General features: G+C 65.0%; 23 protein-coding genes. 14 read left to right on the top strand and 9 right to left on the bottom strand.

The window, feature by feature from the left end; all coding sequences use genetic code 11:
• Positions 1–220: 220 nt before the first annotated feature.
• Entirely contained in the window at positions 221–1,783 is a 1,563-nt protein-coding gene (locus tag ABID59_RS29130) for an AMP-binding protein (protein WP_354085643.1), read from the bottom strand.
• 124 nt (positions 1,784–1,907) lie between these two features.
• On the opposite strand from ABID59_RS29130, the gene ABID59_RS29125 reads away from it, so the two are divergent.
• The 9 genes from ABID59_RS29125 to ABID59_RS29085 all read left to right on the top strand — a co-directional run bounded on the left by ABID59_RS29125 (position 1,908) and on the right by ABID59_RS29085 (position 10,474).
• The gene (locus ABID59_RS29125) at positions 1,908–2,873 is read left to right on the top strand and encodes an NAD(P)H-dependent flavin oxidoreductase (RefSeq protein WP_354085642.1); all 966 of its coding nucleotides are present in this window, start codon (positions 1,908–1,910) and stop codon (positions 2,871–2,873) included.
• 123 nt (positions 2,874–2,996) lie between these two features.
• Entirely contained in the window at positions 2,997–3,245 is a 249-nt protein-coding gene (locus tag ABID59_RS29120; protein WP_354032476.1) for a hypothetical protein, read from the top strand.
• 133 nt (positions 3,246–3,378) lie between these two features.
• Entirely contained in the window at positions 3,379–4,125 is a 747-nt protein-coding gene (locus tag ABID59_RS29115; RefSeq protein ID WP_354085641.1) for a hypothetical protein, read from the top strand.
• An 87-nt stretch (positions 4,126–4,212) separates the two neighbouring features.
• On the top strand, positions 4,213–4,887 hold the full coding sequence (locus ABID59_RS29110) for a hypothetical protein (protein ID WP_354085640.1): 675 nt from the start codon (positions 4,213–4,215) through the stop codon (positions 4,885–4,887).
• Between the two features lie 132 nt (positions 4,888–5,019).
• Entirely contained in the window at positions 5,020–6,762 is a 1,743-nt protein-coding gene (locus ABID59_RS29105; RefSeq protein ID WP_354085639.1) for an alpha-amylase family protein, read from the top strand.
• 10 nt (positions 6,763–6,772) lie between these two features.
• The gene (locus ABID59_RS29100) at positions 6,773–7,240 is read left to right on the top strand and encodes a hypothetical protein (RefSeq protein WP_354085638.1); all 468 of its coding nucleotides are present in this window, start codon (positions 6,773–6,775) and stop codon (positions 7,238–7,240) included.
• Positions 7,241–7,242: 2 nt separating this feature from the next.
• Complete coding sequence (locus ABID59_RS37475) at positions 7,243–9,132, top strand: PQQ-binding-like beta-propeller repeat protein (RefSeq protein ID WP_502916835.1); 1,890 nt, start codon at positions 7,243–7,245, stop codon at positions 9,130–9,132.
• 241 nt (positions 9,133–9,373) lie between these two features.
• Positions 9,374–10,216 carry a hypothetical protein gene (locus ABID59_RS29090; protein ID WP_148749968.1) on the top strand — a complete coding sequence of 281 codons (843 nt, stop codon included), beginning with the start codon at positions 9,374–9,376 and terminating at the stop codon, positions 10,214–10,216.
• A gap of 66 nt (positions 10,217–10,282) precedes the next feature.
• Entirely contained in the window at positions 10,283–10,474 is a 192-nt protein-coding gene (locus ABID59_RS29085; protein WP_148749969.1) for a hypothetical protein, read from the top strand.
• 64 nt (positions 10,475–10,538) lie between these two features.
• Here ABID59_RS29085 and ABID59_RS29080 read toward each other — a convergent pair whose 3' ends face one another.
• On the bottom strand, positions 10,539–10,760 hold the full coding sequence (locus ABID59_RS29080) for a cysteine rich repeat-containing protein (protein WP_148755344.1): 222 nt from the start codon (positions 10,758–10,760) through the stop codon (positions 10,539–10,541).
• 234 nt (positions 10,761–10,994) lie between these two features.
• On the opposite strand from ABID59_RS29080, the gene ABID59_RS29075 reads away from it, so the two are divergent.
• Positions 10,995–11,279 (top strand): hypothetical protein, encoded by a 285-nt coding sequence (locus tag ABID59_RS29075; protein ID WP_354085637.1) that lies wholly within the window; start codon positions 10,995–10,997, stop codon positions 11,277–11,279.
• A 135-nt stretch (positions 11,280–11,414) separates the two neighbouring features.
• Here ABID59_RS29075 and ABID59_RS29070 read toward each other — a convergent pair whose 3' ends face one another.
• The 5 genes from ABID59_RS29070 to ABID59_RS29050 form a co-directional block, all read right to left on the bottom strand.
• Positions 11,415–13,331: a sensor histidine kinase gene (locus ABID59_RS29070; protein ID WP_354085636.1), complete on the bottom strand. Its 1,917-nt coding sequence runs from the start codon at positions 13,329–13,331 to the stop codon at positions 11,415–11,417.
• Positions 13,328–13,999 (bottom strand): response regulator, encoded by a 672-nt coding sequence (locus tag ABID59_RS29065; protein ID WP_354032471.1) that lies wholly within the window; start codon positions 13,997–13,999, stop codon positions 13,328–13,330. The genes ABID59_RS29070 and ABID59_RS29065 overlap by 4 nt, the downstream gene beginning before the upstream one ends.
• Positions 14,000–14,077: 78 nt before the next feature.
• Complete coding sequence (locus ABID59_RS29060; protein ID WP_354085635.1) at positions 14,078–16,771, bottom strand: T6SS phospholipase effector Tle1-like catalytic domain-containing protein; 2,694 nt, start codon at positions 16,769–16,771, stop codon at positions 14,078–14,080.
• A 255-nt stretch (positions 16,772–17,026) separates the two neighbouring features.
• Positions 17,027–17,278, bottom strand: coding sequence for a GCG_CRPN prefix-to-repeats domain-containing protein (locus tag ABID59_RS29055; protein WP_354032469.1), 252 nt, complete (start codon positions 17,276–17,278; stop codon positions 17,027–17,029).
• Between the two features lie 26 nt (positions 17,279–17,304).
• Entirely contained in the window at positions 17,305–17,547 is a 243-nt protein-coding gene (locus ABID59_RS29050; RefSeq protein ID WP_148755338.1) for a hypothetical protein, read from the bottom strand.
• Positions 17,548–17,844: 297 nt separating this feature from the next.
• Here ABID59_RS29050 and ABID59_RS29045 point away from each other — a divergent pair, with 297 nt between their 5' ends.
• Complete coding sequence (locus tag ABID59_RS29045; protein ID WP_354085634.1) at positions 17,845–18,804, top strand: helix-turn-helix transcriptional regulator; 960 nt, start codon at positions 17,845–17,847, stop codon at positions 18,802–18,804.
• Between the two features lie 7 nt (positions 18,805–18,811).
• On the opposite strand, the gene ABID59_RS29040 is transcribed toward ABID59_RS29045, so the two are convergent.
• Positions 18,812–19,039, bottom strand: coding sequence for a hypothetical protein (locus tag ABID59_RS29040; RefSeq protein ID WP_354085633.1), 228 nt, complete (start codon positions 19,037–19,039; stop codon positions 18,812–18,814).
• A gap of 168 nt (positions 19,040–19,207) precedes the next feature.
• Here ABID59_RS29040 and ABID59_RS29035 point away from each other — a divergent pair, with 168 nt between their 5' ends.
• Entirely contained in the window at positions 19,208–19,636 is a 429-nt protein-coding gene (locus ABID59_RS29035; protein WP_354085632.1) for a DUF6314 family protein, read from the top strand.
• Between the two features lie 177 nt (positions 19,637–19,813).
• Here the strand turns inward: ABID59_RS29035 and ABID59_RS29030 are convergent, their stop codons facing one another.
• A complete protein-coding gene (locus ABID59_RS29030; RefSeq protein ID WP_148755334.1) occupies positions 19,814–20,500 on the bottom strand; it encodes an SDR family NAD(P)-dependent oxidoreductase in 687 nt (228 codons plus the stop codon).
• 237 nt (positions 20,501–20,737) lie between these two features.
• On the opposite strand from ABID59_RS29030, the gene ABID59_RS29025 reads away from it, so the two are divergent.
• Together ABID59_RS29025 and ABID59_RS29020 are read left to right on the top strand one after the other, a co-directional pair.
• Positions 20,738–21,541: an SDR family oxidoreductase gene (locus ABID59_RS29025; protein ID WP_354085631.1), complete on the top strand. Its 804-nt coding sequence runs from the start codon at positions 20,738–20,740 to the stop codon at positions 21,539–21,541.
• On the top strand, positions 21,534–22,736 hold the full coding sequence (locus ABID59_RS29020; RefSeq protein ID WP_354085630.1) for a pyridoxal phosphate-dependent aminotransferase: 1,203 nt from the start codon (positions 21,534–21,536) through the stop codon (positions 22,734–22,736). The genes ABID59_RS29025 and ABID59_RS29020 overlap by 8 nt, the downstream gene beginning before the upstream one ends.
• Positions 22,737–22,760 lie beyond the last annotated feature (24 nt).

Genomic DNA, 22,760 nt, shown 5'->3' with positions numbered 1-22,760 from the left:
TCTTGATCTCCCACAGCACCACGATGATGGCCGTGATCAACGTGACCGCGGCGACTGCACTTTCCAGGGAAGCGACTCGCATGTCTTACTCCGCTTCCCAGCCCCATCAGCGGTCTAGTTGATTCCCTGATTCGCCGGCAATCGCGCGGCCCGCGCAGACGCGCACTCTGTTGCGCATTGTGGTGCCGGGGCCACATGACCCCGTAGAATTCCGGGGTATTTACCCGACCATCCGGTCCCGTCCGCTCCAGAAGCCTGCGCGCAGCACCTTCTTGTCGACCTTGCCGACGCCGGTCATCGGCAGCTGCTTGACGAACTGGATCTGTTTCGGCGCATGCGCGGAACCCTTACGCCTCCGCACCAGATCGATCAGCTCGTCCGGATCGGGCTTTGTGCCATCGCGCGGCACGACGATGGCCGTGACCGCCTCGCCCCATTTCTCGTCGGGGATGCCGACGACGGCGACCATCGCAACATCGGCATGCTGCGACAGCACGTCCTCGATCTCGCGCGGAAAGATGTTGAAGCCGCCGCTGACGATCATGTCCTTCTTGCGATCGAGGATGAATAGGTAGCCGCGCTCGTCCTGGCGCGCGATGTCGCCGGTGTGGACCCAACCGTTCTTCAGTGTCTGCGCGGTGATATCAGGCCGCTTCCAGTATTCCGTCATCACATGCGGCGCGCGCACGCAGATTTCGCCGGCGTCACCGGTCTTCACCTCTTGGTCGCTGTCGTCGAGAATCCTGACCTCGCAGGCCGCAATCGGGAAGCCGCAGGACAGAAACAGCTCCGGCGTCTTGGAATCGTGATCCCTCTTGCGCAGCACCGAGACCGGATAGCATTCGGTCTGGCCGTAGAGCTGCGAGAACACCGGGCCGATGCGCTCGATGCCTTCGATCAGCCGGCTCGGCGACATCGCCGACGCCCCGTAGAGCACAAGCTCAAGCGATGAGAGATCGGTCTTGCCGAGCGCGGGATGGTCGAGCAGCACGTAGATCATGGTCGGCACGAACAGCGTGAAATTGATGCGCTCGCGTGCGATCGTCGCCAGCACCGCCTCGGGATCGAACCCCTTCAGCATGTGCACGGTGCCGCCGCGCATCAGTGTCGGCAGCACCTTGGTGCCCGCGACATGGCTGATCGGGGCCACCGTGAGATAGCGCGCGGCGTCCGGGATCTCGAAATCGGCGAGGATCGCGCCGGCAGCGCCCGCGTTCTCGCGATGATGGCGCAGCGCGCCCTTGGACTTGCCGGTGGTGCCGCCGGTGTAGTTCAGCGTGGAGAGATCGTCGAGACTTGCGAGGCACCGCGCGCTGGCATGTCCCGCGCCCTCGATCGCCTGCAAGAGATCGACACCGTAGTCGGCCGGCCCCATGGTGAAGACCGCCTTGAGCCGCGTTGCTTTTGCAACGAGCTCTCCACCGCGATCGCGGAAGGCGGCCACGTCGACCACCAGCACTTCGGCCTCGGAATCTTCGAGCTGGAACAGTTGGTCCGTCTCCGATCCCAGCGGATGCAGCCAGGTGATGCAGCATCGCGACAATTGCGCGGCGATACCGGCGCACCAGGTGTCGGCGCGGTTCGCGGTGAGGAAGGCGACGCGCGAGCCGGGCTGCAAGCCGAGCCGCATGAATACGCTCTGGAATCGTCCGATCAGGTCGAGCGTGCCTTGATAACTCAGCGATCCGCCGGGCCAGGCGAAAGCAATGCGGCCGGGGTAGCGCGCCAGGGCCCGTAGCGTCTGCGCACAAGTCGGGGACGATGCGTGGAGCGGATCGTACATATGTTTCCTCGTTGCTTTGTCATCGGCTTCTCACGTGCCAATGTTGCCGATGACGCTAGCACAGAGAATGCGGGATGGAACGGCAAAGCCCGCGCGCGGAGCCGAGAGTGATCAGGAGGCCTGGTTGACATCCGATCGACTGCAACGTTTTCGCGATCGTCTCGGCCTGCCTTTGATCGCAGCGCCGATGTTTCTGGTCTCCGGTGTCGAGCTGATGGTCGCGGCCTGCCGCAACGGGGTGATCGGCAGCTTTCCAACCGCGAACTGCCGCAGCACGGAACAGCTCGATGAATGGTTCACCGAAATCGCAACGCGGTTGCGTCAGCACGAGGATCAAACCGGCCGCAAGGCCGCGCCGCTCTGTCCGAATTTGATCGTGCATCGCTCGAACGCGCGGCTGGAGCAGGATCTCGCCGTGCTGCTCAAGCACAAGCCTGAGATCGTCATCACCTCGGTCGGCTCGCCGGCGCCGGTGTTGAAGCCGCTGCATGGTGCCGGCACATTGGTGCTGGCGGATGTGGCCTCCATCCGCCACGCCGAACGCGCGGCGGCAGCAGGCGCCGACGGCCTGGTGCTGCTCACCGCGGGCGCGGGCGGACAGACCGGCTGGCTCAACCCGTTCGCGTTCGTCCGCGCGGTGCGCGCATTTTACGACGGCATCATCGTGCTCGCCGGCGGCATCAGCGATGGCCGCGCGCTGCATGCGGCCGAAGTGCTCGGCTGCGATCTCGGCTATATGGGCACAAAGTTCATCGCTACGCGCGAGAGCATGGCGGACGAACGCCACAAGCAGATGCTGGTCGAGAGCAGCGCCGACGACATTCTGCTCACCACCGCGTTTACCGGCTTGCAAACCAGCATGCTGAAGCCGTCGATCGTCGCTGCGGGCCTCGATCCCGACGACCTCCCGGCACGCGGCGCCATCGACATCGGCAAGGACATCGATGTCGCCGCGCGCGAGAGCCGGCCCGAGCGCTGGCGCGACATCTGGAGCGGCGGGCATTCGACATCGGGCGTCACGGACGTGATGGCAGTTGCCGATCTCGTGACCCGGACGGTCGCGGAGTACCGCGACGCAACGGGGCGATAGCGTTCCGCGCCGCCCAGCACGGTTAATCCCGCATGGCTCCACAAGCCGGCGCTTAACGGCAGATTAACCATCGCCCGCCAAGAATCCCCTCACGGCCGCCAATCGGAACGGGAGGGACAGGCGATGGATTTCGATTTTCTCAACAGCAAGAGAGCCGTAACGCTGGACGAGATCCGCGTCCGCGTCGCTCATGCGCTGGCCCGCCACCCGTTCTGCCGCAATGTCCGCTTCGACATCCTCAGCGTCCCCCGCACCCGCCGGGGCGGCAATTGGACGGTGACGCTGCAATCGGTCGAGCCGCGGGCCGTCTGGGAGGCTTCCGAGATCGTCGCCGACATCCAGGACGCCTACGATCTGGCCGCAGCTGCCTGATTTCATTTGGCTCTTCGGCCTTGTCGTTGCAGGCAGGGTGATTGTCGCCGCAAAGGCACACTCGAGCCTTAATTCGTGCCCTTTTCCCGGGCACCGTTGACAACATCGTGAAGCGGTCCTTCCGGAGAGACGTTTGTCCAGAGCCATCACCATCATTGTGCTGACCTGTTTCCTCGTCCTCGGTGCCGCCACCACTGCCATTCTCGGCCGTGACAGCGTGCCCAGCGTCAGCGCCGAGATGATGACGCAGGCCCCGGCCAAGCCGGTCGCCGCCAACCGCGCCGCCAAGGCCGACCGGCTGGTTCCGACGCTGGCGCTGGCCTCGGCCGCGATCGATCCGGTGCAGGTTCCCGCTGACAGACTGTCTCAGGCCCCCGCGCTGATCGAACCGCTGCGCCAGGCTTTTGCTGCCGCCACCCCGTCCGATTTCCCGACGGCCAAGACAGGTTCATCGACAAGTGCATCGACAAATTCATCGCCGAACGTGAATGAGGCGCCCGCTGCGGCGGAAACTACCGCCGCCATCGAGGCTGCACCGAAGCCGAAGGCCGTCGCGAAGCCGCAGCCGCAAAAGACCTATTCGCTGCTCTCCGAGGTGCAGATATCCGGCATCAGGGATCGCTTGAAGCTGTCGTCGTCGCAGGAATATTACTGGCCCTCGGTCGAGTCTGCGCTGCGCAACGTCGCCCGCAAGATCTCGGCCAACAAGCTCTCCAATCCCAACGGGCCGAACGTGCAGATCGATCCGAACTGCGACGAGGTTCAGCAGTTGAAGTCGGCCGCGATGCCGCTGCTGTTCCAGCTGCGTGACGACCAGAAGGAAGAAGTGCGCAAGCTCGCCCGCATCATCGGACTCGAGAACGTCGCGCAGCAAATCTGAGGTTTGGGTTCCTTAGAGGAACCGCACTCTCGTCAGGAACATCCGGTAATCAACAGGCGTTGCCCGCTCCAAACAGGGAGAGGACCAATGCGCGCCTCGACAGCCTATTTCGTCGGCGCCGGATCGATTGTCGCCGCCATCGCCATTGGTCTCGGCGGCGGCATCGTCGCCGGCGATATCATGCAGCCGATCGCGCCCAAGCAGGGGCCGGATGCCGGCAAGATAGCGCAACACGCGGAAGCCGCCGCGCCGGTCACGACAAACGCGCCATCGGAGCGCGTGCAATATCTCACTGGATCGCAAAGTTTTGGCGCGATGATCGCGGCGCCCGCGCAGGCTGAAGCCAAACCCGACGTGAAGCCCGACGCTCAGAGTCCTCAGATCGATGCCCAGCCGGCCGCACCGCCGCCTCCCCAGGCAACGGCCGCGGTCGAGCCGCCCAAGCCGGTGCCTGCGTCGCCTCCGCAAGCGACAAAACCCGTCGAGCAACAGGCTTCGACCGAACCGGCATCCTCACCTGACAGCACCTATGCCAAGGCCAGGGATTCTGACGTGCGGCGCGCCGCGTCCGAGCGGCGACGTGCGGAGCGTCGTGAGCGCTGGGCCGAGCGACGCCATTATGACACGCGTGATGCACGCGGCGGGCGCGATCTGACCGACTGGGATGATGTCGCGCGCAACATTCGCGAGGATTCCTATGCGCGCGATGTTACCCGCCGTCCGCGCGGTGGCTTCATGCTGTTCGGCCCCGACGACGATTAGCACCTGACGCAGCGTCGCCGCGCACGCGAACGTGAGCGGCGGTTCGTTCTGTGGCAGCGCTTGCCGTAAATTTCAACTTCCGGATGATCTCCGTCCAAGGCATGATTGACGCCGCCAGACAGAGGCCGCGTCATGGGAGTAGCGCTGCTAGCTTGGGGACGCTTCTTCGGTCCGCACGGCGAACGCGTGACCGTGCCTGCGCCGGTCGACGGGCGCGGCGCACCCTGGCTGCTCGATTTCCTCGCAACGCATGTTCGCGCACTGCGCAATGTCGGCTTCACCGCAATCCAGCTGCCGCCGACGTCGAAGGCGCAAGGCGGTGCCGGGCCGGGCTGTGACGGCTATGGCGTGTTCGATCCCCGCGACATCGGCAGCAAGAGCCAGCAAGGCTCGGTCGCCACGCGCTACGGCACCAGGGCGTCGCTGACGCGTCTGGTCGCCGTCGCGCATGCCTGCGATATCGACGTCTATCTCGATCTCGTTCTGCATCAACGCAGCGGCGAGAATGGCGGCCCCGGCGTGTTCCGCTATCTCGGCGCGGACGGGCAGTCGCTGAACGGACGGCACGCCACCTCGCCCGGCTGGTTTCGCGGCGTGCCGCCGGACGATCTGCCCGATGACGACGTGCCGAGCCCGCCCAACGATTTTCCGTTCGGTCGCGAGCTGTCCTACCAGCGCTGCCGGCCGCCGCGCGTCACGATCGAGGATGCGCTCGACTTCGGCGAATGGGTGTTCCGCACCACCGGCGCGGACGGCGCACGCTTCGACGACGTCAAGGGCACCTGGGCGCCGTTCGTGCGCGAGTTCATGACCCATGGCGTGATGGCCTCGAAGTTCTTCTATTCGGAGTATTTCGACGGCAATCGCGCGATCCTCAACGGCTGGGCGACGCAGCCGCCGCTCAATGGCCGGTCGCTGGTCGCCGATTTCCCGATGCATTGGGCGCTGCAATCCGCCTGCGACGGCGGCAATGCGCGGGCCTTGGACGGCGCCGGCTATACGAGCTGGCGTCCCGATCTCACGTGCACCTTCGTTGACAATCCTGATACCGATACCTCGCCGGGTCAGCAAGTCATCAGCAACAAGCTTCTGGCCTACGCCTTCCTGCTGTCGGTCGAGGGCTACCCGTTCGTCTACGGCAAGGATTATTTCCCGTCCAGCGTCTGGCCCGGCGCCTACGGGCTGAAGCCGTGGATCGACAATCTGGTCTGGATCCACGAGCACCTTGCCAATGGGCCGACCAGCGGCCGCCTTCTCGATGACAAGGTGATCGTGCTCAACAGGATCGGCGCGCCCGGCCTGCTGACCGCGTTGAACTTCGACACCATGAATGCGCGCACAATCAGCTGCCAGACCGCGTTCGGGGCCAACGTGCAATTGCACGACTATAGCGGTCATCACGACGATATCCGGACCGACGGAAACGGTGTCGCAAGCTTCACGATCCCGAGCAACGTCTTCAGCAAGGGCCAGAGCTATCTGTGCTTCTCGCGCGCGGGCCTGAATCTCGCGTCCATCCGCCATCCCCGTCACACCACGCAAACGATCTTCGGCGCCGCCGATCTCGACACGCTGCCGGCCAGCAATGCCGAGACCGAGCCGGCGCGGATCTGGGTGGAGCAGGGCAGCAGGATCGTCATCGAGGTCAGCCTTGATCGCCACGGCGTGCCGGCAGATGGCTCGCTCAAGGTCACCGTCACCGATGCGCAAGGGCACAGTGTGGTCGAGGCCGTCTGCAGCGGCGACCATGTCAGCGCGGAAGGAACGGCCGGCGCGACCGGCGAGCATCATATTCGCGTCGCGGGCCGGCAGTTGCCGGAGCACGGCGCGCCGTTTTCCGTCGACGTCACCTACCTTGCTCCACAAATCGTTTGAGAGGATCCCAATGTCATTGCATCTGTTGTGGACGTCCGCCGACAGCCTCATTGCCGCCTTTGCGCTGTCTTTCGTCGTGCCGGGGCGGCATGTGCTGCCGCTCGCACTGATGTTCGGCCTGTGCGACGGGCTCGGCTCGGCACTCGGCGTCAGCCTGCCGCCCGCAGGTGGGCTTGCAGCGATGCTGCTGATGGCGAGCGGTGCGGCGCTTCTCGTCGGACTGCCCATCGCGCAACGTCTCGTGAATGCACCGGGATGGCTCTATGTGTTGCCGCCGCTGCTGGCGATCGACAATGTCGTGTCGCGCACGGGCGATGCGCCGGCCCTTGCGGCGCTGTCGAGCGCGATCATGGCCGGACTCGGCTTTGCCTGCGGAGCCGTCGTGCTGAGCTGGTGCCGCGCAGGCTTGCGCGATGCGCGACCACTTGCTGCGGCCAGCCTGATCGCGGCCGGAAGCCTCCTTGCCTGGGGAGCCTGACCATGGCCGCCTCCGTCACCACCCGTAGCTATAATCTGGCCAGGACCGGCGCGACCAATGCCGAGACGGTACTGACGGCGACCGCCGTCCGGACCAAGGGCATCGCAAAGCTCTTCAGCATTCCTATTCCCGACGATCCCCGGCTCGAGGCGCAGCCGCTCGCTGTCGGCGGCGTGCACACACCTGATGGCAAGACCCGCGACCTGATCTTCCAGGCCACCATGGGCAACTGGGTCTACGCCTTCGATGCGGTCACCGGCGAAAAAATCTGGGCGACGAATCTCGGCCGTCCCATCGTCGGAACGCCGGCCATCGACGGTCACATGACCAATGTCGATTGGGGGATCCTCTCGACCCCCGTGATCGACGAAGCCACCGGCATTCTCTATGCCTGCGCCTGGATCAGCGATGATGGCAGCGTTGCCAGGGCCCAGCATTTTCTCGCGGACTTGCGGATCAGCGACGGCTCGAAGGTACATGACAAGCTGTTGAATCTGGAGGGCGCGGTCTACACCCCGCCGGGTGGCCTGCCCGTGCAGAAATTCGTCTCGATCCAGCGCAAGCAACGCAGCGCACTGACGCTGACGCAGAACCACGTGCTGATTCCCTTCGGCACGGTCAGGGAGACCTCGGCGGCGGCGCGGGGCTGGCTGATCGCGGTTGACGTCCATGACTGGCATATTGCGGCCGCATGGTGCTCCACCGTGACCGGCTCCGGCGGCGGGCTGTGGCAGAGCGGGGCCGGCCCCGCCATTGCCCTCGACGGCTCGATCTATGTCATCACCGGCAACGGCGCGTTCTCGCCGCACCAAGGCGATTTCGGCGAGAGTGTGGTGCGGCTGGCCTTGCACACCGGACCTCTCGCGCATTTCGAGGTGCTGTCGTGGTGGACGCCGTGGACAGATGCCAACCGGGTCGGCGCCGCGGCTGCGGAGCTGCTCGACGACGATGACGATGCGCACGCGCTGCCGTCGAATGTCTCGCTGACCGCGGTGATCGGCCATGCCAAGCGGATGGGAATGGCGCTCACGCCGCTTCATGCGCGCGAGACGGCGCATGTCGCGGTGACGTCTGGGCCCGACGCAATGGATGCACAGATCGCGCCGGTCGTGGCGCATCACCTGGCGGCGATGAAGGAATCGGCATGGAGCGACCAGGACTTCGGCTCGGGCGGGCCGGTCTATGTCGCATCGGCTCACGCCGTGCTTGCGGCGGGAAAGGACGGCATTCTCTACACCGGCAATGCCGCGGTGCTTGGGGACACGCAACCGGGCGATCTTCAGGCCGGTCACTTTGCCGCCAACTATGCCAAGCTCAAGATGCCGCCGATCCTCTATACGTTCTTCGATCCCACCGTGCCGCCGGCGCCGGCCTCGCCGATGGAGCTGAATCTGTGGCCGGGCGGCGCGACGCGGCATCTGCATGGCACGCCGCTGCTGTTTTCGTCCTCCATGCATGGCGTAATGCATGTCGTCGGCGGCGAGAACAGCGCGCTGCGGGCGTGGTCGATCGCGGCCGACGGGACCTCGACCTATCTCGCCGGATCCAACGAGATCGCCTCGCCGCAATCGCCGCGTCCATCGGGCGGCATGCCCGGCTGGAGCATCACGCTCGCGGCCAACAACGGCGCTGATGCCATCATCGTCGCAATGGTCCCCTACAAGGACAGCAACATGATGCTGAGCCCCGGACGTTTCCTGGTCTACGACGCGCAGAATTTTGCGACGAATCCGGATGGCTCGAAGCGGCTTCAGGCGATCTGGGACAGCGAGAACTGGGGTCCAGAGCACGCCTTCATGCATCCCAAGTTCAACCGCCCGATCGTCTGGAAGGGCCGCATCTATCGCCCGACCTATAACGGCCAGCTCGACGTCTATGGGCTGACGAACTAGAGGGCCGCTCCAAACCGGTGTGCCGTCCGGTTCTCGGCGCGGATACGTCCGTTGTCCATCGCAACTGTCCGGAGAGGGCAGCAAAGGCCGATTGCATCTGCTTGTGAAATTGAATATTATCTAGATGTTTCTCTATGGTTGTGCGGCGCACTCGCAGTATTTTCGGCGCAATGAATTTTAATCCTCTCGGAACGCCCCGCGCCTCCAAATTTTGATCGTAACGAACTCATTGGAGCCATTCATGCTGACAGCCCATGTTGCACTTGTTTCCGAAGAATCGAAGATTAAGCCGGCCGAGCTGGCTAAGGTCGCCGGCGCTCTGTCCAAGCAGGTTTCGCGCGATTTCGGGCCGATCTGGAAAATCAACGCCGATGTCGCCGCCTATGAACATCTGGAAGACGTGCCGCTGGATTATTGGCCGATCATCATCAAGGACGACATCGGCGATCCTTCGGCTGCGGGCTACCATGAGGACAAGCACGGCCAGCCGTTCTCGCTGGTCATGTACGATCGCTCCTGGTCGCTGACAGCCAGCCACGAATGCCTGGAGATGCTCGCCGATCCATTCGGCCGCCGCACGGTTGCCGGCGAGTCGCCAGTCAAGAGCCAAGGACGGGTCAACTTCCTGGTCGAAGTCTGCGATCCCTGCGAGGCGGCGGATTGCGCCTACACCATCAACGGCATCCAGGTCTCGGACTTCTATACGCCGAACTATTTCGATCCGATGCCCGCGGCGGGCGTCCGCTACAGCTACACCGGATCGCTGAAGGAACCGCGGCAGGTCCTGAAGGACGGCTACTTGAGCTGGTACGTGCCGTCGACAAAGACCTGGTGGCAGCGCAACTGGTTTGGAGGTGCAAAGGCGGCTGATGGACCGATCGAGGGCCTCAAGCTCACAGGCACCAACGTTCGCGCGGCCATCGACCGATGTACTGAGGCAAGTCGCGCCAAAGCGCTCGACAAGGGCAGCCCCAGCGCCAAACAATCCATGCGCGCACTCAAGGGCAAGCCTGCAAAGGACGATCCGTTCACGAGCCGCGCGGCCGCATTGCGGGAAGCGATCAAGGCGGTCAGCGGTTCCTGAGGCCTTGTCGGCGCTCCAGATGCCATTAGCTTGGTGTGAACTGGAGCGCCGATGGAGGTGACACGCATGAGCGCGGATGACGACGAGAAGGCCCGCAAGCGGAGGGCCGAAGAGTTGCGTTCGACGATCCGCGACGCGGAATCGGGCGCGAAGCCCGGCCGCGCGCCGACGCCTCGTGAGATCACCGATGAAGCGGCGCGCAAGGCGCGCGACGAAGCCAACAAGATCTCGCCGGAAAAGGATCGTTCCAACGGTTAGGGCGTGATTCCCACCGCGACGGCTACGTTGTTCCCGCTCCTGGGAGGGTGAACCGCGGGCTCGCTCACCCCCCACGCGACTCCACCACCTTGCGGCAGCTGTCCGAAAGCTTGGCCTTGTTCTCGCGCAGGCAGGCGTTCATCTGCGGCGGCTTGCCGATGTGCTCGGCGCAGAATTTGCTGGCGTCGCCGCGGCAGGCCATCTGCTCCTGCGGCGTGGGGCCGGATTGCGCCGTGGCGGGCAGGGCGGCGGCGAGCAGCAGCGCGGCAAGAACTGAAGTCTTCATAAAGCACCTCTTTGGAATTGTGATGGATCCCGCTCGGGATCGGGCGCGCCGGACCATCTCGCGGAGATCCATGGCCGGTCCATGCCATGTTCATGGCATCGGCTCGGTGGCTCGGACGCCGCACCCCCATCTTCATGGCATGTCTTGGCGCGGTGTCTTTTGCCATTGAGGCTGCACGTCGGCTGCGAGACCCGGTGATTGCATCGGGCGCCGAACGGGAAGCAGGAGAGCAAGATGTCGAAAACAATGGGAGCGCTGAGCGCCGGGCTGACGATGATGATGCTGGCGGGCGCGGCCATGGTGTCGCTAGGCACGAGCCCGGCGCAGGCGGTGGTCTATTGCAAGACGGTCGGCGTGCCCAAGGGCTGCGTGGTGCGGCCGACCGCGGCGGTGGTGGTTGGAGCACCCGTTGCGGCTGCGGCCGTGGCAACGCCCGGCGTGGGCGCGCCCGGCGTCGGCGTTCGGGCCGGCACGCCGATGAATCGCGGCGGCCCGGTCAATCGCGTCGGCGTGCGCTGACGGTCTCGTTCCATTGAGTTGATCGCATTCTTTCGGGCCAAGGGAGCCTGCGAACGAACCCCCGTCCTTCGCAAGGCCAACATCCCGGCCCGATCCCTCTCTCCGCACGTCCCATGCGCCCGGGGAGGGGGCTTTTCAGCCCGTGGCCGCGTCGCTGTCGGGAAAGACCTGCGGCAATTGCAGCCGCACCCGCGTGCCGGAAGCATCCGAGCTCAGATCGAGCACGGCGCCGCAGCGCACGGCGCGGTTTCGCATGTTGCACAGGCCGCGCGCGGTCTGGCTCGCGCCTGCGGCTTGGCCATCGCCGCGAAGCGCAAAGCCGTGACCGTCGTCGGCGACGCTGATCACGCCGTACGGTCCCTGGCCGTCATCGCGCGTCTCGATCGCAACCGCGATGTGGCGCGCGGCGGCGTGCTTGACCGCATTGGTCACCGCCTCGTCCAGGATGCGCACGATCTGGATAATATGCCAGGGCCTGAGCTCGGGGTGCAGCGGCAGGCCCTGTGGCGTCGCCACGCGCCAGTCGAGCGCGATGTCATGCGGCCGCAACTGCATCGCGGCGCGCTCGCGCCAGGAGCCGAGCGCGAGCATGAGGTCGCCGCCGATGTCCTCCATGGAATCGATGACAAGGCGCAAATCCTTCAGCGCGGCGCGCGCCGCATCGGTGATGGTCGCGCCCTCCTGCCCGCGCTCGGAGAGCGCGACGATGCTGATCAGCTGGCCGCCGAGGCCGTCATGCAGGTCGCGCATCAGCCGCGTGCGCTCGTTGGCGAGGGCTGCGGCCCGCGCGCGTGCCTCCTCACGGACAAAGCTCGCCTTCAACCGCTCCTCGGCCTCGCGCACGCGGGCGACGAGCTGGCCGGCAAAGCTGTCGACCTGGTTCAGCGCGCGGGCGAAGCGCCAGGTCAGCCCGGCGCCGATCGCGACCAGCATCGCCGAATAGGACAGGCGGGAGACGAAGGTGCGTTCATTGGTCACGATCTCGAATACCGACAGCATGTCGTGGACCCAGCAGGTGAGCACGATTGTCACGGCGCAGCCGATCGTGAAGCTCGCGGCATCCTGCCGCCGCACCAATGCGGCCGCGGTGACGTAGGCCATCAGGAACAGGCTGATCCCGACAGTGGGGATACCGAGCAACAGGAATAGGATACGCGGTAGCGGCGGACCAGCGATCAGGCCGATCACGAACACGACCAGCCCCGGCACGAACAGCAGCATGCCGTAGCGAGGCCAACGCCAGCCAAAGAACAACACGCCGAAGACGACGATCAGTGCGCTTTCGATCGGCGCCGAGGCGAGCAGCACCCCGGCGAGCCGCGACACGGTGGTCGGCGGCACCGGCGGTGGCATGAATGCCTGGATCACGCCCAGCACCATCGCGGCCGCCAACACGCCATAGACCGGCTCGCGCCGCCGCATCAGCCACATGATCGCAAGGATGACGGCGAGGATCGATTGCCAGGCCGAGAACGCCACCGGCAATGTGACGAACAGCAGCGTGCGGGTCTCGAAGGCTGGACGCAGGGCCGCGTCCGGCCCGACATAGACGGTGTCGAGAAAGCCCTTCAGCGGCCCCCACACGAACAACCGCACCGTGATCGCGTTGCTGCCGTCATACAGCAGCGAGGAGGGGATGGCAGCGATCTGCGGTGTGTTGCGGTCCGGCCGGTTGGCGTTGGCATCGCGGCGGGAGTCGAGCACGACAACGCCGTTGACGGCGACCTCCACGGCGTTGCTGAAGCGCGGCAAGAACACGGACCATCCGGCATCGCCGCTTTTGAAGGTGAAGGTACCGGTGTAGAGCGGAGGATCTGCAAGCGAATAGCGCGATGACGTGAAATGCGGCAGCGTAACGGGGCGTGTTATGCCGTCCTCACTCAGTGAAAATCCGCTCAGCGCGAAATCTTCGGGGTCGCTAGGCTGGAGTAACCGTAGCCCGAGGAAGGTCGCGATCACGATCAACGCCTGAAGCAGCAGATAAGGCACGAGGCGTGACATGAGCTGCCGGCGCCTGGTGTGCGTGGGTGCCTTCGCGGCAATCTCGCTCACAGCTTGATCAGGCCCTGCTGCACCGCCTCGAACACGGCTTCGCTCCGCGTGTGCACCTCGAGCTTGCGATAGATGTTCTTGATGTGGCCGGGCACGGTCTGCCTGGACAGGCCGAGATGGCTCGCGATCTCGGCGTAGCTGAAGCCTTTGGCGATGCCCCAGAGAATGTCGATCTCGCGCGGCGTGAGCTTTGCGGTGTTGAGCGCGGGCCCGGGCGGCGGCTCCGCCGAGTTCTGCGTTCGCCGCACGATGAAGCGCGCGATCGAGGCCGAGATCGGCGAATGCCCGGCGACGAGATCGCGCACCGTGGTGGCGATGTCGGTCGGGAAGGCGTCCTTGAGCAGATAGCCGGTGGCGCCGACGGTGATGGCGGAGATCACGCTTTCCTCGTCGCCCAGCGCGGAGATCACCATGATCTCGGTGTCCGGAAAGCGCCGTCTTGTCTCGCGGATCAGCTCGACGCCATGGCCGTCGGGCAGCCGCAAATCAGTCAGCAGCACGCGCGGCGCGCTAGCGGCAAGCGCACTGCGGGCCTCACCGAGCGAGCCGGCCGTGCGCACCTCGTAAGCAGCCTTCACCAGCGCGTCCTGAAGACGCCAGCAGGTCGGTGCGTCGTCCTCGACGAGGAGGATGGTGATGGTTTCACCGGTCTCGCCCTGGTCCGTCATGGTCGTGGTCCCGGCCGCGTGTCCCCCGCGGCGCGCGCGGCAAGCTTAGCCGCGGCGCTGCGGGCGCGACACCCATAATCATGGGGGCGGGGGCGCTGGCAACCGTTGGAGCCGGATCGTCGCCGTTCCGCTGTTGTTTTTATAGAACTGGACGCGCCGGCCCTGGACCGGCACCAGCCAGCGCGGCGCGAGCCGCGTGGAGATGAACCGCGGGAAGAGCTGGACGGCGTCGTTGACGTAGAAGAACAGCTCGCCGGCCTCGGGGGCCTCGAATTCCGCGACGAACAGCTCGGACAAGCCCTGCTTGCGCCAGAGCGCGCGCGCCGCCGGCAGCGCCGCGGCCGGGATCGGCTCGAAATCCCCGAACGGCTTCCAGACGCGATTCAATTCGCTGCCTTGTGTCTTGAACTCCGGGGAGTCCTCGACATGGATCGGGTAGTTGTCCTTGCTCTCGTCCTCATAGGCCGGCACCGTCGAATTGACCCGCCGCGGCAGCTCGTTTGCCGGCAGTCCGTTGATGGGCTGCAGCGGCAGATCGTAGGATCCGCGCGCGCCCACCCGCACGACCGGCTGGAACCAGTCGGCGCCCTGCAGCCGCAGGATCGGGACGGCGAGTCGATGGGTCGGATCCGGCGGCGTCTTGAAGCCGTTCAGGCCGGTCATGATGGTGCGGTCGAACCACGGATCGGCCATCTCGATCCAGACGCGGTATTTGCGGCCCTTCTCCACCGCGAGGCGGCTTGGCCAGCAGAAATCGCTGACGTCGAACAATTCGCCCTCGCGCGCCGTCACCGGCGTGTCACCGACGGCATGCGTCGATGCGCTGCTCTTGCAGAAGTCGCCGACGCCCGCGCGCCAGTCGAGATAGCCGCGCGACAGCAACAGCAGTCCCGAGCCGAAAATGGCGATGAGGAAGGCCGCCGGCATCAGGACGTTGGTGAAGGCCATGCGCACCGGCCAGGCATGCAGTCGCATCCAGCGGCCGATCGCGAGCAACCAGCCGGATTTGCTGACCCGGCTTCGCGATGCCATCCGGTCGGGCCGGTACCAGGCGAGGCGTGCGCGTTCCTGAATGCTGTCGCGCAGCGCCGCATTCCTGTTCCACGCGATCAAGATGATGATGACGAGGACCGTGGTGACGAAGGGATAATAGAGCGCGATCGCAAGCCATGGTGCCGCGTAGGACGGCAGCACGCTCGCGAGCAGATCGGCGAACGGCTTGACGACCGTGCTAGTGCCGTTGTCGATCGCCGTGATCCATTTGAGCAGGGTGGTATCCTCAAGCCCGTGCTGCTTGGACGAGCCGACGACCGAGCGCGCGATCCAGGGCCATGCGGCGAAGATGATGAGCGCGATCAGCAGCGAGAAATAGGCGAAGCGGCGCCACCACACGGTGTCGAGGACCTGCCGCGCCATCTCGGGATTCGGCGGGCTCATCGCCATGAAGGCGTCGGCTTCGGCCGCCTTGTGACCATCGCCTTCCCGCTTCGCGTAGGCGGACCTCATGGCCTTGCGCGTTTCGTCCCGCGTCAGCGGCAGCACGTCTCCGTTCGGCAGCAGCACCTTGGCATTTGCCGGAAGCATCAGCGGCGCGTAATTGTCGCATCCGTGCAGCATGCGCTCGACTACGCCGAAGTGCACCACCGGCGGTCCGCCATCTTCCACGCGGTCGTGGATCGGCCGCGGGCCGTAGCGGTACAGCACGCCGGCGCCGCTGCGCGAATCGTGCATCGGTCCGATCGCCGACTGGTACTCGCGGAAGCGCGCGATCGTTCCGCCCTGGAAGCGGAGCTGGTTGCCGAGCTGCTCGGCCATCCACACCAACGGCACGAAGGACAGCGTGGATTCCGGATAGCCGCCTCCGATGTCGGAATGGGAGCCCGCGAACCAGACCTCCTTGACGATCTGCTCCTCGGCAAGCCCGGCCTGGTCGATGCGCAACGGATGGAAGGTGGTGCGTTCGTCATCGAGCGCGAGCGCATGACAGGCGTGCTTCACCTTGTCGGAGAGCCGGTAGTTTCGAAACGAGATCGGCCAGATCGCCCAGTCGATCGCGACACGGAGCTCCTCGATCGGTACGCCGAATGCCTCGACCGTGTCGAACAGTCCGAGGAATTCGATCTTGACCTCCTTGCGGCCGTCCATGGCCTCGCGGACGCCGGCATAAGAGCGATGCCGAAAAACGAGATCGTAGAGATAGATCAGCACGTCGCGGATCCAGCGTACGACCCAGATCGTCGGCAGGCTGCGATAGCCGACCGATTGCTTGCGATACTCTCGCCAGGCGGCCGTCGTGTTGCGCTGCATCTCCGCATGCGACACGGCGATCTTGTCGATCACCGCCGGCACCAGCCCCTGGCTCGCGATCAGCGCTGCCAGCGTTCGCGCCGTGAAGGCGCCGCGGCTGAAGCCGAAGATGTAGATTTCGTCGCCCTCGCGCCAGTTCCAGCACAGGAAGCGATAGAGCTTGCGGACGTTGGCGGGCACGCCGATGCCGGTGGCGCCATCGAGCGCGGCGAGCGGCGCCCAGCCGGCGGTGCCGACGCCTTTGATGTAGTAGGCGATCTGATCGGGCTTGGTGTGATCGAGCGCCTCGTAGAGACGCCAGACACTGGATTCCTGGGTGGTGAAGGCGTTGCCGGTGCCGTCGGCGAACAGCACCAGCTTGCGCGGCGGGCGTGCGTCTGGTGCATTCCCTGCGGCATCTGGATGATCGTGCGTATGGTCCGGCTTGGCAGGACCGCCATGCAGCGCCGCCTCCTGGTGCGTCATGGACTCCTCCGAAAATTCAGTTGGGGATGCCTTAAGCCCCGCTCGGGCGGCATCCTTCAAATAGTGGTTGCATCAAGAAGTATTGGATGTATTTCGCCCACAATCGCGCTGAGGTAGCAAGCAGGATTGCGCCGTCCTGCTCCGGCTGTCTATGATCTCCGCCACAATCGGCAAAAGAAATGCCCGGAGCAGGCTCCGGGCATGACTCCTGTCTGCGAAGCGGCCGCTATTGCGAAGCGGCCGTGTGGCCGGCTCTTATTTGCCGTTGCCGCGGCAGCCACCGCCGGGGCCGATATGGTAGCCGCGCGGGCAGGCATGCGCGGCGGGGTTGGCGAAGTTTCGCAAGCAGCCGCCATAGGGCCCGCGGTGCCAGCCGGCGCCGCAGCCGCCCGCGACCGCGACGACATCGTCAACGCCCTGGGCGCCAAACGGCGCCAGCGGCATGGCCTGGGCCGAGCTGACGATTGCGCCGAGCGCGAGCGCCGCGGCAAACACGGTTCGTATCATGCGTCTTGCTCCCTGATGTCTGGGTGTCAGTGGGTGGCTGCGAAAGCGATGCCGGCGCGCACTTCGGTGATCGCCTGGTCGATCAGCCCCAGTGCCCGTTCGCGATGGCCGCCCTTGTTGGGCTCGGCCTTGACGAGCTCGGCGCGGGCCGATTGCAGGATCGCCACCGCCTCGTCCATGTGCGGTTGCGCGCCGAGCGCGTAGCCGATGCAGAGGCTGGTCGCGATGGCGCCGCCGAGCACGAGGCTGCGGGGTAGAGAGGTTCGCATGTCGTTGTCTCCTCCAGCGGGCGTCAGGCTGGGGCCGCCCGGTTGCCCGGACGCGATTCGCGTGTGGCGGGATGTCGCATCCGCAGCCTGAATAGGACGGGGCCCGGCGGGCCGTCTTGGACTGTCCGGCGCTAGATGCGCCGCGGCTTGGACTGACCGGCGCAGCTTGAATCAGATGGCCGTACTGGTAGCCTGTGACCATCGACCTTCAGCGCGGGTTCATCCCCGGCTGGCAAGGTTCAATCGTTTTCTGCGCGATTTTTTTTTCGAAGAAGCCTTTTTCGGAAGTCCTTACCGATGTCCGTCATCAGGAAGTCGCTCTCGACCGAGATGCTGCCGCAGGGTCTGTCCGACCGGCAGCGCTTCATCCGTTTCGCCGAGCTGTTCGAGCATTTTTCCAACACCGGCGAGCTCGATCCGGCCTCCGACGTGCCGTTTCGCGCCACGATGAACTCGATCCATATCGGCACCACCATGCTCGGCCGCTGCGACGGCAGTTTCGTCACGGTGCGACGGGAGAAGCGCCAGGTGATCGAGACCGGCGATGACCGCTTTTGCCTCGTACGCAACACCGGCGACCGTTCCTCGCAGGTGGTTCATCGCGGCCGCGAATTCACCATGCGCCCTGGATCGATGGTGCTGCTCAAGCTCGACGAGCCGTTCTTCGCCGCCGATGGCGCGAGCCAGAAGCGTTTCACCAACGTGCATCTGCCGGTGGATTCACTCCGCGCGATGGTCGCTGATATCGACGACCTCGTCGGCTCTGAGCTCGAGCCCGGCGGCGCGCTGTCGCTGGTGATGGATTACAGCGATCTGCTGCTTCGTCATCCCGCGGCCGCCGACGAGGCCGGCATGGCGATCGCGTCCCATCTGCTCGATCTCGCCGCGATTGGCTTGGGCGCCCGCAGCGACGTTGCGGCCGCGGCACGGCGCCGAGGCCTGCGCGCGGTGCGGCTGAAAACCGTGCTGTCGGCCCTCGAGGCGCGCTTCCACGAGCCGGATTTTTCCGCACAAAAGCTCGCCGGTGCGGCCGGTCTTTCCGAGCGCTATGTCAACGAGCTCTTATTCGAGGCGGGCGCGAGCTTCACCACCCGCCTGACCGAATTGCGCCTGCGCAAGGCGGCCGACCTGCTGACCCATCGCGAAGGCCGCATCAGCGACATCGCCTTCGCCTGCGGCTTCAACGATCTCTCTTACTTCAACCGCTGCTTTCGCCGCAGGTTCGGCCTGACGCCGACCGCGGCGCGGGGCAAGTGAGGCGAGCCTAAAACGTCTCCACCGTCGGCGGCGGATATCGCCGCGCCAGCATCGACAGCGGCAGGCGCCGTTCGTCCGCCGGCAACTCCAGCCAGGCGAGCACCAGTGGCCGCTTCCAGTCGCCGACGCCAAATTCCATGTCGACCCATTTCTGTGGCTCGGGCCCATCGAGGCCGCGGACCCAGACGAAGTAGCGGGGCAGGTCGTCGGCGTCGGTCGTGGGTCTCCTGGCCATCACTTGCTCGCTGCCTCGACACGCGTTGTCGTTGGGATATAGGTAGCGGCACGGCAAAGTCGAACGCGCGGCCCGCGGATTTTGCGAAACCACGGAGCGGCCGGACGCTTGGGTCCAGAGCACATGGACGAAACTGTGATCGATGCTTGGGATGATGCGTCGCAGGTGATGACGCGGCTGGCCGGCGCCTGGTCGTTCGACCGGGTCATCGAAGGTCAAGGGCGCATGAAGGGCCTCGCGACCTTCACGCCATTGGATGCGGAGCGCCTCGCTTATCGCGAGCAGGGACGCTTGACGCTCCAAAACGGCACCGAGCTTGAAGCGGAGCGCGAGTACGTGTTCCGCAAACACGAGGGCGGATTCGAGGTCTTCTTCGAGGAATCTCCGCCGCGGCTGTTTCACACGATCTCACTGTGCGCATCTGACGACGGCGCCTTGAACGGAAGCGCCGGCCATCTGTGCAATCTCGACCATTATCAGTCGAGTTACACTTTCCTCGCCGATGGTGGCTTTGTGATTCGCCACGTCGTGGCGGGTCCGCGCAAGGATTACACGATGATCACGACCTACAGGCGCATCTCGTTACGCTCGGATTAGATCGAACGGAGACAATGCCGCCGTTGATGGTGCACTCCGCCTGCAAGCGGCCCATGTCAAAATCGGATGCGGCGCTCCAGTTCGAGTTTGGCCTCCGTCAATGACTCTGTCACCAACTTTTCGATTTTCGTATCAAACCGAACGGTCTCCGTGGGGGGCAGCGGTTCCGTCCGAGCATTAAAGCATCGGCTCGAATTGGCAGTGCACAAGCATCTCGGAAACCGATGCGTTGTTCGGCAGCATGAGCGCGGTCTCCGCCAGCCGCGCGATGTCGCCCGGTTGGCTCATCTCATGGCGAGGAATCTCGTCGTCGTTCAGCGTCATGTCGGTGGCAACATAGCCCGGGCAGATCACCGTCGCCCGAATACCTGCCGCGCGCCCCTCGCGGCGAATGCCGTGGGTAAGGGCGACCATTGCGAACTTGGTCATGGCGTAGCCGACATTGCTTCCGACGCGCTTTCCGGAAAGCGAACCGAGATTGATGACCCGCCCATGACCGCAGACGGCCAGATGGGGCAGGGTGGCTCTGACGAGGCGCAGTGGACCCTTGACGTTCACGCGCCACATTTCGTCCAGTTCGGTCTCACCCTCGTCGGAGACGCGGACCTTCGGATTGATTCCGGCGGCGTTGACGATGGCATCGACGCCGCCCCACCGTGCGACCGTCGCGTTGACCCACGCGAGCGGGCTCTCCTCGGCGTCGTAGCGATGCGTCATCAGTCTCTCGCTCTCCGCGAGCCGGCTCGGATCGCGAAGCCCCGCCGATACGCGGAAGCCCGATGACAGGAGCCGGTCGGCGACCGCGCGTCCAATGCCGCGCGAAGCCCCAGTGACCATGACGATCCGATTGCCGACTTCCAACATCCGGGTCCGTCTCCTACGGGTGAGCCAAGAGTATCGCGAAATGTAAGGGGACAGGCGTGACGGCGAGTAAGAGAAATTCACTCTGCCGGCATTGGGCGTGCTTATGGCTCGCGAGCCGACGACTTCGGCCGGGATATTGGATGTCCTTATGAGGGCAGAGCAAATCCGCTCTATGCGTGCGTGGGCCCATGCACTTAATTTTCCGCCGCTCTGCATGACCGCGAAAGAGCCCTGCGGATGGGATTTTCGGACTATCGAACGGCGTTGGTGACGGGCGCATCCTCGGGTATCGGGGCTGCGACGGTTCGGCGCCTCCGCACCGGGGGGCTCGAGGTTCACGCGCTGGGGCGCGACGTCGGCCGGCTTGCAAGCCTGTCGGCCGAGACCGGATGCCACGCATGCGCCGTCGATGTGAACGATCTCGACGCGTTGACGCGGCTTGCGAGCTCGGCCGAGTTCGACGTTCTCGTCAACAATGCCGGCCAGTCGCGGCGCGGCAGCATCCTGGATCTTGCACCTGATGATGTCGACACGCTGGTCGACGTCAATCTGCGCGCGGTCCTGCACCTGACGCGGCTGATCGTGCCAGGCATGGCGAGGCGCAACCGCGGCCACGTAGTCAACGTCTCGTCGATCGCCGGCCATTATGCCTTCGGCGAGAACGCGACGACATTCAATTCATCCGTGGCCTATCACGCGACGAAGGCGGGCATTCATTCGCTGTCGCAGCAGCTGCGCGTCGATCTCTACGGGACCTGCGTTCGCGTCACCGAAGTCTCGCCCGGACGCGTGGCAACGAGCATCTTCCAACACCAGAATTTCGCCGACAATCCGGATGCCCGTTTCGTCGGCGCGTTCGAGACGCTCCAGTCCGAAGACGTTGCGGATGCCATTGCGTTCGCGGTGGGGTCGCCGGCACGGATGAACGTCGCGACGATCGAGGTCGTCCCCACGTTCCAGGTTGTCGGCGAACTGCGATTTGCGAGCCGATCCGAGGCCGCACGTTTGAAAGACATGAGAAGTGGAGCCGACGATGCCTGAACTTGCGAACCGCCTGAAGACCGTGAAGGTGTCGGCCTCGGCGGCGATGACGGACAAGGCGCGCGAGCTCCGCGCCGCGGGCGTCAAGATTGTCGGCCTGTCGTCCGGCGAGCCCGACTTTCCGACGCCGCCGCATGCGATCGAGGCCGCGCATCGGGCGGCGCTGGCGGGCGATACCAAATATCCCGCGCAGCCGGGGACCGTCGCGCTGCGGACCGCTGTTCAGCGCAAGTTCAAGCGCGAGAACAATCTAGACTACGCCCTCGACGAGATCCTGATTGCCAATGGCGGCAAGCAGATCATCTTCAACGCGCTGTTTGCGACCTGCAACCCAGGCGACGAGGTCGTCATTCCTGCACCGGGCTGGATCACCTATGCCGACATCGTGCTCCTGGCGGAAGCGAAGCCCGTCGCCGTGCCGTGCCCGGAGAACAATCAGTTCAAGCTGCGCCCGGCGGATCTGGACACGGCAATCACGCCCCGGACCAAGTGGCTGATCCTTAATTTTCCCAACAATCCGACCGGCGCGGCATGTACCCGCGACGAGATGCGCGCGATCGCCGACGTCATGCTGAAGCACCCCGACGTCTGGATTCTCACCGACGACATCTATGAACATCTTACCTATGACGGTTTCGAGTTCTGCACCATCGCGGAGGTCGAGCCGAAGCTGAGGAATCGCGTCGTGACCGTGAACGGCGCGTCCAAGGCCTACGCCATGACGGGCTGGCGGGTCGGCTATTGCGGCGGTCCCAAAGACCTGATTGCGGCGATGAACAATGTCCACGGTCAGGCGACCGGCGGAATCTGCACGGTGAGCCAGGCAGCGGCCGTCGCGGTCCTGGACGGACCGCAGGACTACCTGAAGGAGCGCGCTGACATCTATCGCGACCGGCGCGATCTGGTGGTCAAGCTCCTCAATCAGATTCCCGGGATTACCTGCCACAAGCCTGAGGGAGCCTTCTACGTGTTTCCCAACATCGCCGGTTGCATCGGTAAGACCACGAAGGGCGGGCGCCGGCTGGAGACCGATGCCGACTTCATTTCGGCTCTCCTGGAGGAGCAGCATGTCGCGGCGGTGCCCGGGGGCGCGTATGGCATGAGTCCGTATTTCCGCATTTCTTATGCGACCGATACCGAATCGCTGAAGGAGGGCTGCCGGCGTATCGCGAGCTTCTGCGAAGGCCTGCGCTGACCGGGCGTCGATATGTCAGGGGGC

Source organism: Bradyrhizobium sp. S3.3.6 (assembly GCF_040546905.1).
Taxonomy (GTDB): domain Bacteria; phylum Pseudomonadota; class Alphaproteobacteria; order Rhizobiales; family Xanthobacteraceae; genus Bradyrhizobium; species Bradyrhizobium cytisi.
Note: the sequence above shows the minus strand (reverse complement) of the source record. Positions and strands in the feature narration are given on the sequence as shown.